The following is a 14912-nucleotide window of genomic DNA, read 5'->3' as shown; positions in this document are numbered from 1 at the left end:
CACGACCGAGACCGCCGGAACCATTCCCGGCGGTCTCGTCATGTTTCCCTATACCCGCCCGCTCGGACTGCACCTGTTCCAGACGCGACCAGCAGCGGTGCCGAGTCTTACGAGGCCCTGAGAGGTTTCGGCCCGTCCCTGCTGTCCGCACTCGATGCGATGCGCCGCAGGCGCGAGTGTCGAGTGCGGACAGCAGGGACCTCAGGGGCCGAAACCCGGGGGGGCCGAGGGGGCGGGATAAAAAAACGCGAGGTTGATTTGTTTGTGGCCGGGGCCACCCCCCCGGCGGGCCAACCCCGGCCACGGGCCGAAACCTCTCAGGGCCTCGTAAGACTCGGCACCGCTGCTGGTCGCGTCTGGAACAGGTGCAGTCCGAGCGGGCGGGTATAGGGAAACATGACGAGACCGCCGGGAATGGTTCCGGCGGTCTCGGTCGTGGATCGGGCCGTGTTGCTTTGTCAGCTGGTGGCGGCGGCGAGAGCCTTCTCCCGCTTGGCGGCCTCGCGGGCGAGCATACGGTCGCGCTGCTCTTCGAATTTGTCGACGTCCTTGGACAGCTTTTCCAGGAAAAGGCCCAGCCGCTCCCGGGTTTCCTCACCGCGGGCGGTGAAATCGGTACGGCCGAAGATATCCCATTTTTTGAGGACCGGCTGAACGACCTCTTCGAGGTGCTGGCGCAGATCGTAGATTCCGTGCTTGGCCATCAGGACACCGTTGCGCCGGAAATTGGGCATCCCCGCGCCCGGCATCTGGAAGTTCTCCAGGATCAGGGTGATTGCGTCCAGTGCCTGGTCCGGGCAGAGGTCCAGGGCCGCTCCGCACATATTGCGGTAGAAGATCATATGCAGGTTCTCGTCGGCCGCGATGCGCTGCAGCATCCGGTCGGCGATCGCGTCGTCGCAGACCTTGCCGGTGTTGCGGTGGGAGACGCGGGTGGCCAGTTCCTGGAAGGTCACGTAGGCGACCGAGTGCAGGAATCCGGCGTCGGCCTCGGCGGGGGAGGCGAAGCCGTTGGTCATATGGACCATCCGGGCCTGTTCCAGTGCCACCGGGTCCACCCCGCGGGTAACCACCAGGTAGTCGCGCATGGCGATGCCGTGGCGGTTCTCCTCGGCGGTCCAGCGTCCGACCCAGGTCCCCCACGCGCCGTCCTGGGAGAAATTCTCGGCGATTTCCCGGTGGTAGGAAGGCAGGTTGTCCTCGGTGAGGAGGTTGGTGATCATGGCCGCCTTCGCGACCTCGCTGAGCTTGGATTGTTCGGGGTCCCAGTCCACACCGCCGAGCGCGGCGAAGTTGCGTCCCTCGTCCCACGGGACGTAGTCGTGCGGATGCCACTCTTTAGCCAAGGAGAGGTGCCGGTTGACGTTCTGCTCGGCAACCGGCTCCAACTCGGAGAGCAGCTCGAGTTGAGTCAGATCCCTTGCCATGTGATCAAGCCCTTCATATGTTGCGTTGGTGCGGGTCACCTGATGTAGACCGTTGCCGATGCGGCCATACCTTACGGCACCGTAGGTGTGATGCGAAACGCATCCGGGGGACACAGAGTGCACGGTGGTGTACGGCATCTGCCATCGGGTTGTCACAGCGAGTGTATGACCCGAAGCGCGGTTATGGGCATATCGAGGGGCTTCCCATTTGCGTTAGCGGGCGTGGGAAACGGCACATCTGGGGTTGCGGCGGCCGACGGCCGATTTCGGTCACATAGCCCGGGCCGAGAACCTGGTGGAAGTCACAGTGGGGCGGCCGGCGTCCGGGAACGAAAACGGGCTCCCGGTGATCGACCGGGAGCCCGCGCGGTGCCCCCACCAGGGCTCGAACCTGGGACCTGCGGATTAAAAGTCCGTAGCTCTACCAACTGAGCTATAGGGGCGCGGGCGATAGTGTACTGGGAAGACGGTGCGAGGACGTAATCGGGTGGTTACGCTGGTGCTTTGTGTCACTCGCCGGGGCCACCCGGGGTGTGCCGGCATCGCCTGCCGGTACCTGTGGGTGAGGCGTAGGGCGAGGTAGTACGGCTGTCCTACCGGTTTCGAGGCGTTCGGTGACCCGAAACCATACCACTGGGTATCGAAACACGGTACCTCTGGCATTGTTGATACAACGGGTAGCACGATACGATCCAAATATGTTGGATACCAATGCCTTTGGATCGGTAAAGGCAGAATTCTCGCAAAAGTGGGGTCCGGGGACGAGTTTCCCGGAGTGTCGGCGGTTCGCGATCGCCCCGGGGCGAGGCGGTATGCACCGAGGTATGGGAGTGGCCGGCTGAACTCCGGTCCGAAACCCGCCCCGGCGGGTGAACATTCGGTGTTGCCCGGTTCGATTCGTTCGACCGTTCGCGACTCCGCGAACCATGTTGCGTTCGCAAAATCCCGTTCGCGAAATCGTAGACGGCTCTATCGGTTTACCGCGTGTCGGTACCCGATTCCGAGTACCGTGACGATTCAGCGAATTCGGGGTGTCACTTGGGTCGACGCTGCGGGAGGCGGATCGGGGACGAGGCAGAGCGCAACGGAGTTGCCCGGATGCGCACCCCCTGCGGCGCACCCGGGCGTTCGAATTATACCAGCCGGTGTGTTTCTCCATTGGGCTGGGTTCCGTACCGAAAGTTCTATACAGGTCATAAAACCGACCCAAGGTCGGATACAACAGGATACGTTCGCGACGTCGGCCCGCTCGTCGAAAGCAGCTGATCGGTCGCGGGCATTCCGCAGGTGGAAATTCCGGCGGATGCACAAGGCTTCGGAGGCGTTTCGAGCATGGCACGGCAGCAAGAGCGGGCCCGTCGGACAAGGGCGGCAATTATCCGGTCCGCCGCCGTTGAGTTCGGGAAGAGCGGCTATGCCGCGGCTTCGCTCAACCGTATTTTGGAAGGATCGCGAGCGACCAAGGGCGCCATGTACTTCCATTTCGACTCGAAAGAGGATCTGGCGCGGGCTGTACTCGAATCGGCCGTAGAGCGATACGGCCGCACTATCGATCGCTGGCTCCTTCGGGCGGAACTGGGCCCGCTCGATATTTTGCACGGCATCTTCGACGAGGTAGCCCTGCGCCTCGAACACGACATCATCGTGCAGGCCGAATTCCGTCTGGTCATCGATCCGGGTTTCGGGCAGCAGGACGGCGGCGGTTGCCGGATGCTCTACTCGACCATCCGGAGCCTGGCCGTGGGAGCCGTCGATCAGGGGCAGCTGCGACCGGACACCGATCTCGACCGTTTCACGCGCACACTCGCCGGCGCGCTGATCGGCCAGCGCTATATCGTCGACGCCCACCGCGGCGGCCCGGATCTGCGTACCCGCTTCCGGGAGGTGCTGGAAGTGGTGGTGCAGGCGAGCTGCACGACGGAATGGGCCGCGAAGTTCCGCGCACACGGCTGGCGGGCGCAGGCACAGCTGGAGGAGCTCACTTCCCCCGCGTGACCAGCCGATTTGGGAATTGCGTGCACCCTGACATAAGCTATGCGAGCTCCCAACGGACAGCCGTTGAAAAGCCGGTCCGGAGAGATCCGGGACGAGCCCCCTTCGTCTAGCGGCCTAGGACGCCGCCCTTTCAAGGCGGTAGCGCGGGTTCGAATCCCGTAGGGGGTACGACTTACGAAAGTAGGTTGCACAGAGCAAGGCCCTGTGGCGCAGTTGGTTAGCGCGCCGCCCTGTCACGGCGGAGGTCGCGGGTTCGAGTCCCGTCAGGGTCGCCAGTGGATGTCCGGAGCAATCCGCCATCCATCGGATGGCATTCGTTCCGGGTGCCTGCGGCCAGGTAGCTCAGTTGGTACGAGCGTTCGCCTGAAAAGCGAAAGGTCGCCGGTTCGATCCCGGCCCTGGCCACAATCCACCCCCTGACCGCAACGGTCCGGGGGTTTTGTTCGTCCTGGCCCCGGATGGATGGAATGCTGGGGTCATGGCCGAACGGTGGTACTACTGCTTGAAGCATCAGCGGGCCGAGCGCGGACGTCAGTGCTGGTTCCGCGACCGGATGGGTCCGTATCCGGATCGCGCCACCGCCGAGCGCGCGCTCGATATCGTGCGGCAGCGCAACGCCGCACAGGACGCGGCGGATCGGGAGTGGCGCGACGGGCAGTGACGTGCGGGAGCCCGATCGGCCGGTCCACCCCGGGAAGCGGCCGGTATGACCGGTGCGCTGCAGCTGCGTGTCCGCGGTTGGGCTACCGTTCACGGGTAATACGTAGCGACGCTCGCGGCTCATGGTTCGGCTGACGGGCGAGACCAGGGAGGGCGACCCTTGAGGGTTACCGTTGTTGTGCCGACCTACAACGAGCGGGACAATCTGCCGGTTGCGGTGGAACGGCTGACCGCGCTACCCGTGCCCGACCTGCACGTACTGGTAGTCGACGACAACTCCCCGGACGGTACCGGCGAGGTGGCGGACAAACTGGCCGTGGACCTGCCGAATGTGGTCTCCGTGCTGCACCGCACCGAGAAGGACGGCCTCGGGCGCGCCTATATCGCGGGCATCACCCGGGCACTCGACGAAGGCGCCGATGTGGTGATCCAGATGGACGCGGATCTCTCCCATCCCGCCGAGGTGATCCCGGCCATGCTGGAACAGCTGAACCGGCCCGGTATCGGGGTGGTTCTGGGTTCGCGCTACGTGCCCGGCGGCTCGACCGCCGCGGAATGGAAGTGGTACCGCAAGGCGCTCTCGGCCTGGGCGAACTTCTACGTCAACGCCATCCTGCGGCTCGGTATCAAGGATGCCACCGCCGGTTTCAAGGCCTGGCAGGCCGATACGCTGCGGGCGATCGATATCGAGTCCATCCGCAGCAACGGCTATTCGTTCCAGGTGGAGATGAACTACCGGACCAAGAAGCACGGCGCCGGTATCGCGGAGGTGCCGATCCGCTTCGAGGAGCGGACGCTGGGCGCGTCCAAGATGAGCCTGTCGGTCCAGCTGGAATCCGCGCTCATGCCCTGGAAACTGCTGCTGGGCCGGTCGCTCTAACCGGTGGCGGTAGGCCAGTCGCGGAGGGTGTCGAGATAGCGCTGCCGGACCGCGGCCACCTCCTGACCCAGATCCGCGGGATCCCAGCCGGTGCTGTCGATCGGCGGCAGAATCGCGATATCGACGATGCCGGGACGGGCGATCATGGAATCGCGCCGGCCGATATCGGCGGCATTACGGATCACCACCGGGATCACCGGTACGCCCGCCTGCGCGGCGATATGGAACGCGCCTTTCTTGAATTTGCCCGGTTGCGAGGTATAGGAGCGGGTGCCTTCCGGGGCGATCGCTATCGACAGCCCGTCGCGCAGGGTATGTACGACCGGCGCCAGCGAGGCCTTGGCACGGTCGGTGTTCGAGCGATCGATGAACGTCACCCCGACGAACCGCATGAGCGGACCGAAAACCGGATGCCGGATGAGCTCTTTCTTCCCGACCCCCGTCACACCCGCACCGAGCACCGCCGGAACGATGAGGACATCGAACTGGCTCTGGTGGTTGAACAGGAACACCGCCGGGCGGGGATTCCGGGCGTATTCCGCGCCGGTGACCCGCAGCCTGATACCGCACAGCCGTAACGGCCAGCCGGCGCCGTAGCGCATCAGTGCGTCGGCCATGGTGCGGCGGTCGCGGGTGTAGGCCTTGCTCAGCACTCCGAACAACGCACCGCCGAGCAGGGCGGCGAAGCCGAGGCCGGTGCGCAGCCGGTCCGCAGTGGTGGGGGAAGTCCGGGCGGCGACGACCGGCCCGGTCCAGCCGTGTTCGGCCGCGGCGGACGCAAGGGCGCTGTCCGGTGCGATCGGGACCGGGGTTCCCACACTCGACAGCACCGGGAGATCGGTGGCGCTACCGGTGTAGGCGTAGGAACGCCGCAGGTCGATGCCGTGGGCTGCGGCGAAATCGGCCACCGTTGCGGCCTTGTCCGGGCCGTAGGGCAGAGGGCCGTCGAACCCTCCGGTGAACAGGCCCCCGGCCACCCGGAGCCGGGCACCGAGTGTATGACCGATCTCGAGTGCGGCGGCCACGGGCTGCAGCTGGTACTCGGTGACCGTGCCGGTCAGCACCACGGTGTGCCGGGCCGCGAGATGTTCCCGCACCAGCCGCCAGGCCTCCGGATACACCCGGTCGTACCAGCCGCGTTTGAATATCCGCTCGCTCTGCGCGGCCAGTTCGCCGGGTGTTCTTCCGGCGGCGTGGCCGGCGAGACGTTCGAGCAGGCCGGGGCCCGTACTACCGCCGCTCTGGCGTAACTGCTCGAACAGCAGACCGGCCGTCGCGGAATCGGGGTCGCGGAACCGGCGGCCCGCCATGGTACGTAGATCCGCGACCGCCGACAGGTCGAAAACGGCGCCGATATCCGCGCCTTGCGGACCCGACCGGATCGCCGCGACCACCGCGTCGAGCGCCTGCGCGCCACCGGTTCCCGTGGTGGTGACCCTGCTCATCGGGTCCGCCCTTCGGTGCGGTTGGACGGGTCGAGCGCGGCGGCCTGCGATATGCGGATACCGATTGTGCGCAGCCCGCCGGCGAAATCGCGCCGGGCCTCCGCCAACGCCGTCGCGGATTTCTCCGAATCCGGTTCGGCGGCCTCGACGAGTCCGTGGTTCGCGGCCAATTTCAGTGCACTCCCGAAAAGCTCGGTGGATACCGATTCCGTACTGTGCAGGCGTTTCTGCAGCAGCATCTGTTTACCGACCGATACGCATTCGGCGATGAACTCCTTCTGGTCGATTTCGGCCGTCGGGTCGCGATCGGCCAGCCGCTCGGCCACCACCAATTGCGCATCGAAAAAGGAACGCAGTACGCGGTGGGCCATCATGAAACCGCTTCCGGTGAGCGCCGCCAGGATTTCACTGCCGAGGGTGTTGCGGGGACGCGTCCGCCAGGCCGGGTCCACCAGCAGCATTTCCGCGGTGATCCGCTCGGCGAATTCCGCCCGGTCGGGGAAGAAGAATTCGAACTTCAGCAGATCGCGCAGCCGATACGCCTCCGCCCAGCCGATATCCAGGGCATCGGCGTCCGGTCCGACGGCGCCGGCCACCGGATCGTCGGGGGCCGCCTCGACCGCGGCCAGGATCGCCAGTTCCAGAATCGCCCGGTCGACGAACCAGTGGACCGCGCTGTTGCGGTAGAACGCGGCCTCGAGATGAGCGCCCGGCTCGATCGCATACACCGGTTCGACCCCGCCGCGATAGATCGTGACCACCTTGGCCAGTGACAGCTGCTCCAGCACGACGACGAGGCTCTTTTCGTCCCGCAGTTTCGCGACCTCACCGCGGGGCAGGCCGCGTTTGCCGATGTAGTCCATGACCGGATTGAGGACTTCGCAGACCTCGGTCAGCGTCAGCGCGCGGTCGTGCACGCCCAGCAGGGCCAGGGTGACCAGCGCGTTGGCGGTGATCGGCGTGACCGTGTTGATCCCGACAGCCACATCGAAGGCGAGTCGCTGCACCGCGGCGCGTTCTCGTTCGCCGAGCTGTTCGCCGAGGGGGTCCGGTTCGGCGCGCACCGGTCGCCCGCCGGTATCGGTTCGGTGCAGCGGGATCGTGACCGGAGGTTCGGTGAGCGGATCGCCGTGTGTGGCCAGCCGGTCGCGTGCCGAGATCGGGTCGCCGAAGCGGACATACACATGGCCTGCCGAATGCTGCTGGTTGCGCACATAGCGGGCGAGCCAGGCGATACCCTCGGGCTTCTTCCGGCCGCCGACCTGTTCGTCGGCGATGGCGCCGAGTTCGTTGAGCCGCTCGTAGGTGATCGATACCGGCACCAGCAGCGCGTCGGCGACCCGGTCGCGGCGCACGGCCGCGGCCAGATAGTTCAGCAGGCCGTAGCGTGGTGGGCGGAGTTTCCCGGTGCGGGTGCGGCCGCCCTCGAAATACCACTCCAGGTTGAAGCGGCGGGCGAGCAGATACCCGAAGTATTCCTCGACGACCGCCTGATAGACGGTATCGCCGGCGAAACTGCGCCGGATGAAGATGGTGCCGGTCCGCCGTGCGATCGGGCCCATCGGCCAGAACCGCAGATTCGCCCCGCCGACGACATGGTTGGGCGGGAAATCATTGCGCGCCAGTACATCGCCCAGGACGAAGGCGTCCACATACGACCGGTGCGACGGCAGGAACACCAGCGGATACCGCCGGTTGAGATCGCGTAGCGCGGCCAGACCCGACTCGTCGCAGTCCACCTTCCAGGTCGACGCGTGCACCGGGCGCATGGCCTGTGTGAACAGGTCGGAAACGGTGCGGCTCTGCGCGGCGACCAGTTCGTTCAGGGCTTTCTCGGCGCGCCGCGCCACCTCCTGTGGATCGGTGCCGGTCTCGTCGGCGATACGTTCCAGTCGCCGCAGGAAATCCGGCGAGTCCATGATCTCCTCGGCCACCAGCCGCGGCACCTTGTAGCGGTCGCCGATCACGGTACGTTCCGCGCGTTCCAGCGCGACCACCGCGGCCCGCACCACCGCGCGCGCGAAGGGTTCGACGCTGCCGGTGTGGTGCAGCGCCGCCGCTTCCGGGTGGTTCGCGCGTAACTGCGTGAGCCGGGCGGGAGCCCCGGTCAGCACCAGATGCCGGTCCGGGGCCCGGCCGACCAGCCGGCGTTGCGCGAGCCGGTTGGGGCGGCGGGGGTTGGTGAGCAGGGCGAGATCGCCGAAGGTGACCCGGCGGACGCCGTCGCGTTCGGGTGGTAGCCACAGCACCCGCACGGGAACCACCAGTGGATCGTCGGTGCGGCCGGTGAGCCGGCCGGCCACGGCGGCGGCATCGAGATCGAGCTGGGTGACGGGGGCTCCGACGCCGAGTTCGGCGGCCAGGCCGCCTTCGGCGATCCATCGGCCGACCAGCTCGCGTTCGGTGCCCGAGGCCGAATCCACCAGCGCGACCACCGATTCCGGCGGATCGTCGGCCGGCGACGGTGTGCCGCCGGGGTTCTCGATCATGATGTGGGATCCTCTGCGTCCGATCGGAGGGGCTCGCGGCTGTGCTGTCCGAGGCGGTCGGTGCGCGGCTCGTTCGCCGGGAGCCGGTCGCCGGCGGCAGTGGAACTCGAAATTACTCCATGCGACCACTATGGACGGCTCGCGCGCCGCGCGGGGCGGGTTTGCCGCAGCTGTCGCAAGGCTCTGCCCGCCACAGTTGCCCGTCGTGGGAATCGGACAGGCGTACGTTCCGCGTGCGGGGCAGATAACGGCCTCGGGTATCCGGGGTTGCCGGATGCCGGCGTGCGATACCGGGCGACGATCATCAGCAGGATTGAGCCGACCTGTTCATCGGCGGTCCGAGGGCCCCGGTGAAGGAGGATCACCGGCATACCCGGTGCCGGTGGCAGCGGAAAAGGTTGCGATAGGCCTCATCGGGGACAGGGACTCGAAGTTGTGTGCGGCGCGTTCTGGTCCCTCAATAGGTTAGGCAACCCTATCTATTTTGGGAAGGGGGTGGGTCACTCTCGGGCCGGTCCACGCGGTGTTCGCCGCGTCCGGCCTATCCCTGGGCCACACGCCCGGTACATGGCTGCCATGCGGATTAGACTCGCCCCATGAGTGGTTGGGGCGTCGGGGATATCCCCGATCAGCAGGACCGGACCGTGATCGTGACCGGCGCGAACAGCGGCCTGGGCGCGGTCGCCGCGCGTGCTCTGGCCGGCGCCGGGGCGCAGGTGATCCTGGCCTGCCGGGACGTGGACAAGGGGCAGGCCGTCGCAGCCGAGATCGGGGATCGCGCGCAGGTCCGGCGACTGGACCTGGCCGATCTCTCCTCGATCCGCGAATTCGCGGCGGGGGTCGACGGTGCGCATGTCCTGATCAACAACGCGGGGGTGATGGCGGTACCGCTGCGCCGCACCGCGGACGGATTCGAAATGCAGATCGGGACCAACCATCTCGGCCACTTCGCGCTGACCGGCCTGCTACTCGGCAAGATCAGCGAACGGGTCGTCACGGTCTCCAGCGGGGCCCATACCATCGGTGCGATCGATATCGAAGACCTCAACTGGGAGCGCCGTCCCTACAAGCGCTGGCCCGCCTACGGTCAATCCAAACTGGCGAATCTGCTGTTCACCTTCGAATTGCAGCGCCGGCTCACCGCGGCCGGTTCGGCGAAACTGGCCGTCGCGGCGCATCCGGGTTACGCGGCCACCGGCTTGCAATCGCATACCGAATCCATCCTGGACAAGGTTATGGCGATCGGTAACAAACTTGCTGCCCAGAGCGCCGAAATGGGCGCCCTACCGGAACTTTTCGCCGCCACCGCGCCGGTCGAACCCGGTGGCTACTACGGGCCCACCGGACTGGGTGGGACGCGTGGATACCCGGGGCCCTCCGGCTGTTCCCAGCGCGCCAAGGACGAACTCGCCGCCCGTTCCCTCTGGGACCTCTCCGAACGGCTGACCGGGGTGAAGTTCGACTTCACCGGCTGAGGCGGCCCGCCGCGGGACGGCGGGAAAAGAAAATCACCGCGGGATGTCACACCTGGAGCGCGTGCGTCGTCGACACCACGAGACCGCACCACGAAAGGAACTCGAGATGGAACCCCGTATCGATCTCTTCGCCAACAAAGTCACCGCGAGCTACACCAAGCGCCTGGTCACCGCCGGAAAGGTGGTGGACGATTCCGGCCTGCCCAAGGAGGTCTACGAGCTGGTGAAGATCCGGGCGAGCCAGATCAACGGCTGCTCCTTCTGTGTGGATATGCACACCAAGGACGCCGCCCACGCCGGTGAATCCCAGGTCCGGATCAACCTGGTCGCCGCCTGGCGGGAAGCGACAGTGTTCACCGAGCCCGAACGGGCCGCCCTCGAACTCGCCGAGTCGGCCACCCGGCTGGCCGACGGCGGCGGGATCGGCGAGGACACCTGGCAGCGGGTGCGCAAACACTACGACGACCAGCAGATCGGCGGGCTGATCGCCGCCATTGCCACGATCAATGCCTGGAACCGGATCAACGCTATCGCCCACACGCCGGCCGGGAGTTACGAACCGGGACAGTTCTGAACGGGGCCGGGGCGGAATAGTGTTGAGCGTCACTTTATTTCACTCGATTCCGCCCCGGGCCCACCTGCGCGTTCCGCCGCCTGGTAGCCTGGCAAATCGTGCAGCGCGTGTATTTCTGGTTTAGCAAGCCGGCCCGGGGCGGGTCGGTCTGCGGCAACCACGCGCGCTGACCAGTACACCCCGAGCCGGATGACGACCGGCTCGACGGGGATTTTCTTTTCCGTGGGTCGGCCTGAACGAGAAGGACACCACCCACGATGACCATCGCAGTCGATATCGATGCCGACCACAGCGATCTGGACGACCAGCGAACCCTCAGCGTGAGCCCGCTGCGTTCCCCCGCGGAAGTGCGCCGCGTCCACGCCATCACCGATGAACACGCCGCCACGGTGCGCACCGGGCGCCGCGGCACCGTCGACGTGCTGAACGGCGCCGACGACCGCCTCATGGTGATCGTCGGCCCCTGTTCGGTGCACGATCCCGCGGCCGCACTCGACTACGCCCGCCGGCTCGCCGCCCTGCAGGAAACCCTGTCCGACCGGTTGCACCTGGTCATGCGGGTGTACTTCGAGAAGCCGCGGACCACCCTCGGCTGGAAGGGCCTGATCAACGATCCCCATCTCAACGGCAGCTTCGACGTCAACACCGGGCTGGGTATCGGCCGCCAGTTACTGCTCGACATCACCGCTATGGGCCTACCGGTGGCCTGCGAATTCCTCGACCCCATCACCCCGCAGTACATCTCCGACCTGGTGACCTACGGGGCCATCGGCGCGCGCACCGCGGCCAGCCAGGTGCACCGGCAGCTCAGCAGCGCGCTGTCCATGCCGGTCGGTATCAAGAACGGCACCGACGGTGACGTGCAGGTCGCGGTGGACGGGGTCCGAGCGGCCGCGGCCAGCCATGTCTTCCCCGGTACCGACCTGGACGGCCGGTCCGCGCTCATCCAGACCGCCGGCAACGAGGACTGCCACGTGATCCTGCGCGGCGGCTCCAACGGCACCAACTACGACGCCGCCTCGGTGGCCGACGCATGTGCGCGGCTGGAGAAGTCCGGGCTGTCGCAGCGGATCGTGGTCGACGCCAGCCACGGCAACAGCAACAAGGACCACAAACGCCAGCCGGTCGTGGTCACCGATATCGCCGAACGGATCGCCGCGGGCGAACGAAGTGTGGTCGGTGTAATGCTGGAGAGCTTCCTCGTCGAAGGCCGCCAGGACCTGACGCTCGGCCGGGCCGGCGATCTCACCTACGGTCAGTCGATCACCGACGCCTGCATGGACTGGGACACCACCGCCGCCCAGCTGGACCGGCTGGCCGAAGCCGTCCGCCTGCGCCGGGAGCGCTGAGAGTCCGGAAACCAGCCGCGATGCCGCGGGTCCGCCGGGACCCGTGGGCGCGGTGGTTCGGCCGGGTTCCGCAGGGCGGTGACGGCGACCTCGGCGATCCGTGCGTTCGGAGTGGGAGTTCAGACGCCGGCGGGCCATCCACCGGCCGGGCCGGGCGGATCGGTGTTCAGCCGGGCGGCCACCCAGTGGTCGCGGCGGGTACCGCGATGGTCGCTGCCCAGCCGGGCGAGCCCTTCGTACCGGAATCCGTGTGTGCGGGCGAGGGCGGCCGAGGCATGGTTGCCGACGTAGGCCCGCCAGTGGATACGGATCAGGCCCATACCTGCCGGGTCGAAGCCGAAATCGCAGGTCAGGGTAACCGCCCGGGACATGATCCCTTTCCTGCGGTATTCCGGGTGCAGCCAGAAGCCGATTTCGGCGGCGGTTTCGTCGCGCGGCCGGGTGCCCAGACTCACGGTGCCGAGTAACCGGCCACGCTCAGCTGTTCGGACGGCCCAGATCGGGCTGCGCGCCGCCCAGCCGTCCGCGACCGTTGCGCCGATGAACTCCTCGGCGTCGGCACGGCCGTAGGGCCACGGGATCGTGATCCATTCGGCGATCGCCGGATCCTGACAGGCCTCGACGATGGCATCGATATCGTCGGGGACCGGCCGGTCCAGCCACACCGCGCCGTCGGTCAGTGTCTGTTCGTCCACCCGCCCGATGTTCCCATTGTGGAGGTGTCCGCGGCAGCAGGTTTTCCGGGTGCGCCGCGTACGCGACGTCCGGCTCTCCGTAGAATTCGGGCGGTGGTAGCCGCGCTTCTCGCCGACCAGTTCGAATCGCATCGCGGGCATTTGCTGGCGGTGGCCTACCGGATGACCGGCAGCGTGTCCGATGCCGAGGACGCGGTGCAGGAGAGCTGGCTACGCCTGGCCGGGGCGTCGCAATCCCAGATCGAGGATCTGCGGGCCTGGCTGACCACGGTGGTCTCCCGGCTCTGCCTGGACCGGTTGCGCAGCGCTGCGGTCCGGCGGGAAAGCTATGTGGGGCAATGGCTCCCGGAACCGGTGGTGACACCGGTGGCCGCAGCGGGCGATTCCGATCCGCTGGCCACGGTGGTGCTGCGGCAGGAGTTCCGGCTGGCGGCACTGGTGGTGCTGGACCAGCTCACGCCGCCGCAACGGGTCGCGTTCGTACTGCACGAGGGGCTGGGGGTGCCCTACGGCGAGATCGCCACGATCCTGGATATCTCCACCGAGGCGGTGCGGCAGCTGGCGGCGCGCGCACGTAAGGCGGTCCGGGAACAGACACCGCAACCGGTCGCCGACGGGGAGCACGAGGCGGCGGTGCAGAAACTGCTGGTCGCGCTGAATACCGGCGATGCGCAGGCAGTCGCGGCCGTGCTGCATCCGGACGCGGTGATGATCGGCGATTCCGGCGGCACCACGCCGACCGCGCGCAATGTGATCGTCGGCCCGGACAAGGTGGCCCGCCTGTTCTTCGGTCTCATCCGTCGCTACGGGCTGGAGGGACAGGACAAGGATTTCCTCGCGACAGGGGTGGAATTCGTCCGGGTCAACGGTCAGCTGGGCGCGCTCGTCCGGGCTCACCCCGGCGACGAGACACACCCCGGCTTCCCGGCGCGAGTCATGGGTTTCACCGTGGTGGACGGTCTCATCCAGGGGACCTACGATATCGCCAATCCGGCGAAACTCACGGGTGTGCGGGTGCGCTGATTGCCCGCCGGCCGGCCGCGACGAGCCGCTGCCCGAACCTCTCGCGCTCGCGATGAGCGGTCGCCGGAACGGGTCGTAGGACCCGGCGCGGTCGGGCTCAGGCCGGTACCGGCCGGGTCCGGTCGGTGAGCAGCAGCGCCGCCATACCACCCAGCACGGTGCCCATCAGCAGTCGCTGCACCCGCAGCCACAGCCGCCGGCCCGCCAGGAAACGGCTCACCGTAGCGGCGGTGCACACGATGAGAGCGTTCACCGCCAGTGCCACCGCGATCTGCACCCCACCCAGGCACAGGCTCTGCAACCACACCGGCCCGGCCGACGGAGCGACGAACTGCGGGATCAACGCCAGGTACATCACCGCGATCTTCGGGTTGAGCAGATTGGTCACCAAGCCCATGGTGAACAAGCGACCGGCCCGGTCACGGGGGAGATCGGCGGGCGCGAACACCGAGGTCCCGCCCGGCCGCAGCGTCTGCCACGCCAGCAGGAGCAGATAACCGGCGCCGGCGATCTTCAGCGCCGTATACAGCTCGGGTACCAGCGCGAACACCGCCGTGATCCCGGTGGCGGCCGCAGTGAGATACACCGCGAACCCCGCGGCCACCCCGGCCAGGGAGATCAGTCCGGCGCCGCGGCCCTGCGATATCGTGCGCGAGACCAGGTACATCATGTTCGGGCCGGGTGTGAGTACCAACCCGAGCGCCGCCACCGCGACACCGGCCGCCGCCGAGATTTCGATCATTCCACGATGATCGTGAGCTCCGGCCGTCGTGTCGCGGTCCAGTCGGCATCTACTGGCCGTGCGGTTGCCTCCCGGGCAGGCGCAGGCCGGTGGGACGGCCGGTCGTGTTCGCCCTCGGCACGCTGTCGGCTTCCTCACCCGGCGTTGTCGGTGGCTTC

12 protein-coding genes and 4 tRNA genes are annotated in these 14912 nt (G+C 67.2%); 10 read left to right on the top strand and 6 right to left on the bottom strand.

Annotated features, from left to right (window positions below; translation table 11 throughout):
* Positions 1 to 458: 458 nt before the first annotated feature.
* Together QH196_RS08040 and QH196_RS08035 are read right to left on the bottom strand one after the other, a co-directional pair.
* Entirely contained in the window at positions 459 to 1427 is a 969-nt protein-coding gene (locus QH196_RS08040; RefSeq protein WP_280415121.1) for an acyl-ACP desaturase, read from the bottom strand.
* Between the two features lie 370 nt (positions 1428 to 1797).
* Positions 1798 to 1870, bottom strand: a tRNA-Lys gene (locus tag QH196_RS08035).
* 889 nt (positions 1871 to 2759) lie between these two features.
* Here QH196_RS08035 and QH196_RS08030 point away from each other — a divergent pair.
* From QH196_RS08030 to QH196_RS08005, 6 genes are all read left to right on the top strand, one after another.
* Positions 2760 to 3422, top strand: coding sequence for a TetR/AcrR family transcriptional regulator (locus QH196_RS08030; RefSeq protein ID WP_280415120.1), 663 nt, complete (start codon positions 2760 to 2762; stop codon positions 3420 to 3422).
* A 95-nt stretch (positions 3423 to 3517) separates the two neighbouring features.
* A tRNA-Glu gene (locus QH196_RS08025) sits at positions 3518 to 3590 on the top strand.
* 30 nt (positions 3591 to 3620) lie between these two features.
* A tRNA-Asp gene (locus tag QH196_RS08020) sits at positions 3621 to 3697 on the top strand.
* Between the two features lie 56 nt (positions 3698 to 3753).
* Positions 3754 to 3827 (top strand) — tRNA-Phe (locus tag QH196_RS08015).
* Positions 3828 to 3900: 73 nt separating this feature from the next.
* Positions 3901 to 4083 carry a hypothetical protein gene (locus tag QH196_RS08010; RefSeq protein WP_033244115.1) on the top strand — a complete coding sequence of 61 codons (183 nt, stop codon included), beginning with the start codon at positions 3901 to 3903 and terminating at the stop codon, positions 4081 to 4083.
* Between the two features lie 159 nt (positions 4084 to 4242).
* On the top strand, positions 4243 to 4962 hold the full coding sequence (locus tag QH196_RS08005) for a polyprenol monophosphomannose synthase (RefSeq protein ID WP_280415119.1): 720 nt from the start codon (positions 4243 to 4245) through the stop codon (positions 4960 to 4962).
* On the opposite strand, the gene QH196_RS08000 is transcribed toward QH196_RS08005, so the two are convergent.
* A complete protein-coding gene (locus QH196_RS08000; RefSeq protein ID WP_280415118.1) occupies positions 4959 to 6407 on the bottom strand; it encodes a 1-acylglycerol-3-phosphate O-acyltransferase in 1449 nt (482 codons plus the stop codon). The two genes, QH196_RS08005 and QH196_RS08000, sit on opposite strands and share 4 nt — an antisense overlap.
* The gene (locus QH196_RS07995; RefSeq protein ID WP_280415117.1) at positions 6404 to 8896 is read right to left on the bottom strand and encodes a glycerol-3-phosphate 1-O-acyltransferase; all 2493 of its coding nucleotides are present in this window, start codon (positions 8894 to 8896) and stop codon (positions 6404 to 6406) included. Before QH196_RS07995 ends, QH196_RS08000 begins: the two co-directional genes overlap by 4 nt.
* Positions 8897 to 9492: 596 nt before the next feature.
* Between QH196_RS07995 and QH196_RS07990 the strand changes: the two genes are divergently transcribed.
* The 3 genes from QH196_RS07990 to QH196_RS07980 all read left to right on the top strand — a co-directional run bounded on the left by QH196_RS07990 (position 9493) and on the right by QH196_RS07980 (position 12294).
* Positions 9493 to 10371: an oxidoreductase gene (locus QH196_RS07990; protein ID WP_280415116.1), complete on the top strand. Its 879-nt coding sequence runs from the start codon at positions 9493 to 9495 to the stop codon at positions 10369 to 10371.
* 106 nt (positions 10372 to 10477) lie between these two features.
* Entirely contained in the window at positions 10478 to 10945 is a 468-nt protein-coding gene (locus tag QH196_RS07985) for a carboxymuconolactone decarboxylase family protein (protein WP_280415115.1), read from the top strand.
* Between the two features lie 257 nt (positions 10946 to 11202).
* Positions 11203 to 12294: a 3-deoxy-7-phosphoheptulonate synthase gene (locus QH196_RS07980; protein ID WP_280415114.1), complete on the top strand. Its 1092-nt coding sequence runs from the start codon at positions 11203 to 11205 to the stop codon at positions 12292 to 12294.
* A gap of 119 nt (positions 12295 to 12413) precedes the next feature.
* Here QH196_RS07980 and QH196_RS07975 read toward each other — a convergent pair whose 3' ends face one another.
* Positions 12414 to 12989: a GNAT family N-acetyltransferase gene (locus tag QH196_RS07975; RefSeq protein WP_280415113.1), complete on the bottom strand. Its 576-nt coding sequence runs from the start codon at positions 12987 to 12989 to the stop codon at positions 12414 to 12416.
* Positions 12990 to 13082: 93 nt separating this feature from the next.
* Between QH196_RS07975 and QH196_RS07970 the strand changes: the two genes are divergently transcribed.
* Positions 13083 to 14012: a sigma-70 family RNA polymerase sigma factor gene (locus QH196_RS07970; protein WP_280415112.1), complete on the top strand. Its 930-nt coding sequence runs from the start codon at positions 13083 to 13085 to the stop codon at positions 14010 to 14012.
* A 97-nt stretch (positions 14013 to 14109) separates the two neighbouring features.
* Here QH196_RS07970 and QH196_RS07965 read toward each other — a convergent pair whose 3' ends face one another.
* Positions 14110 to 14754 (bottom strand): LysE family translocator, encoded by a 645-nt coding sequence (locus tag QH196_RS07965; protein ID WP_280415111.1) that lies wholly within the window; start codon positions 14752 to 14754, stop codon positions 14110 to 14112.
* Positions 14755 to 14912: the final 158 nt, after the last annotated feature.

The organism is Nocardia carnea, from assembly GCF_029868325.1.
GTDB classification, from domain to species: domain Bacteria; phylum Actinomycetota; class Actinomycetes; order Mycobacteriales; family Mycobacteriaceae; genus Nocardia; species Nocardia carnea_C.
Note: the sequence above shows the minus strand (reverse complement) of the source record. Positions and strands in the feature narration are given on the sequence as shown.

Coding starts and splice junctions, on each gene's coding strand:
- QH196_RS08040 (WP_280415121.1), bottom strand. CDS start 1,427: ATGGCAAGGGATCTGACTCAACTCGAGCTGCTCTCCGAGTTGGAGCCG.
- QH196_RS08030 (WP_280415120.1), top strand. CDS start 2,760: ATGGCACGGCAGCAAGAGCGGGCCCGTCGGACAAGGGCGGCAATTATC.
- QH196_RS08010 (WP_033244115.1), top strand. CDS start 3,901: ATGGCCGAACGGTGGTACTACTGCTTGAAGCATCAGCGGGCCGAGCGC.
- QH196_RS08000 (WP_280415118.1), bottom strand. CDS start 6,407: ATGAGCAGGGTCACCACCACGGGAACCGGTGGCGCGCAGGCGCTCGAC.
- QH196_RS07995 (WP_280415117.1), bottom strand. CDS start 8,896: ATGATCGAGAACCCCGGCGGCACACCGTCGCCGGCCGACGATCCGCCG.
- QH196_RS07990 (WP_280415116.1), top strand. CDS start 9,493: ATGAGTGGTTGGGGCGTCGGGGATATCCCCGATCAGCAGGACCGGACC.
- QH196_RS07985 (WP_280415115.1), top strand. CDS start 10,478: ATGGAACCCCGTATCGATCTCTTCGCCAACAAAGTCACCGCGAGCTAC.
- QH196_RS07980 (WP_280415114.1), top strand. CDS start 11,203: ATGACCATCGCAGTCGATATCGATGCCGACCACAGCGATCTGGACGAC.
- QH196_RS07965 (WP_280415111.1), bottom strand. CDS start 14,754: ATGATCGAAATCTCGGCGGCGGCCGGTGTCGCGGTGGCGGCGCTCGGG.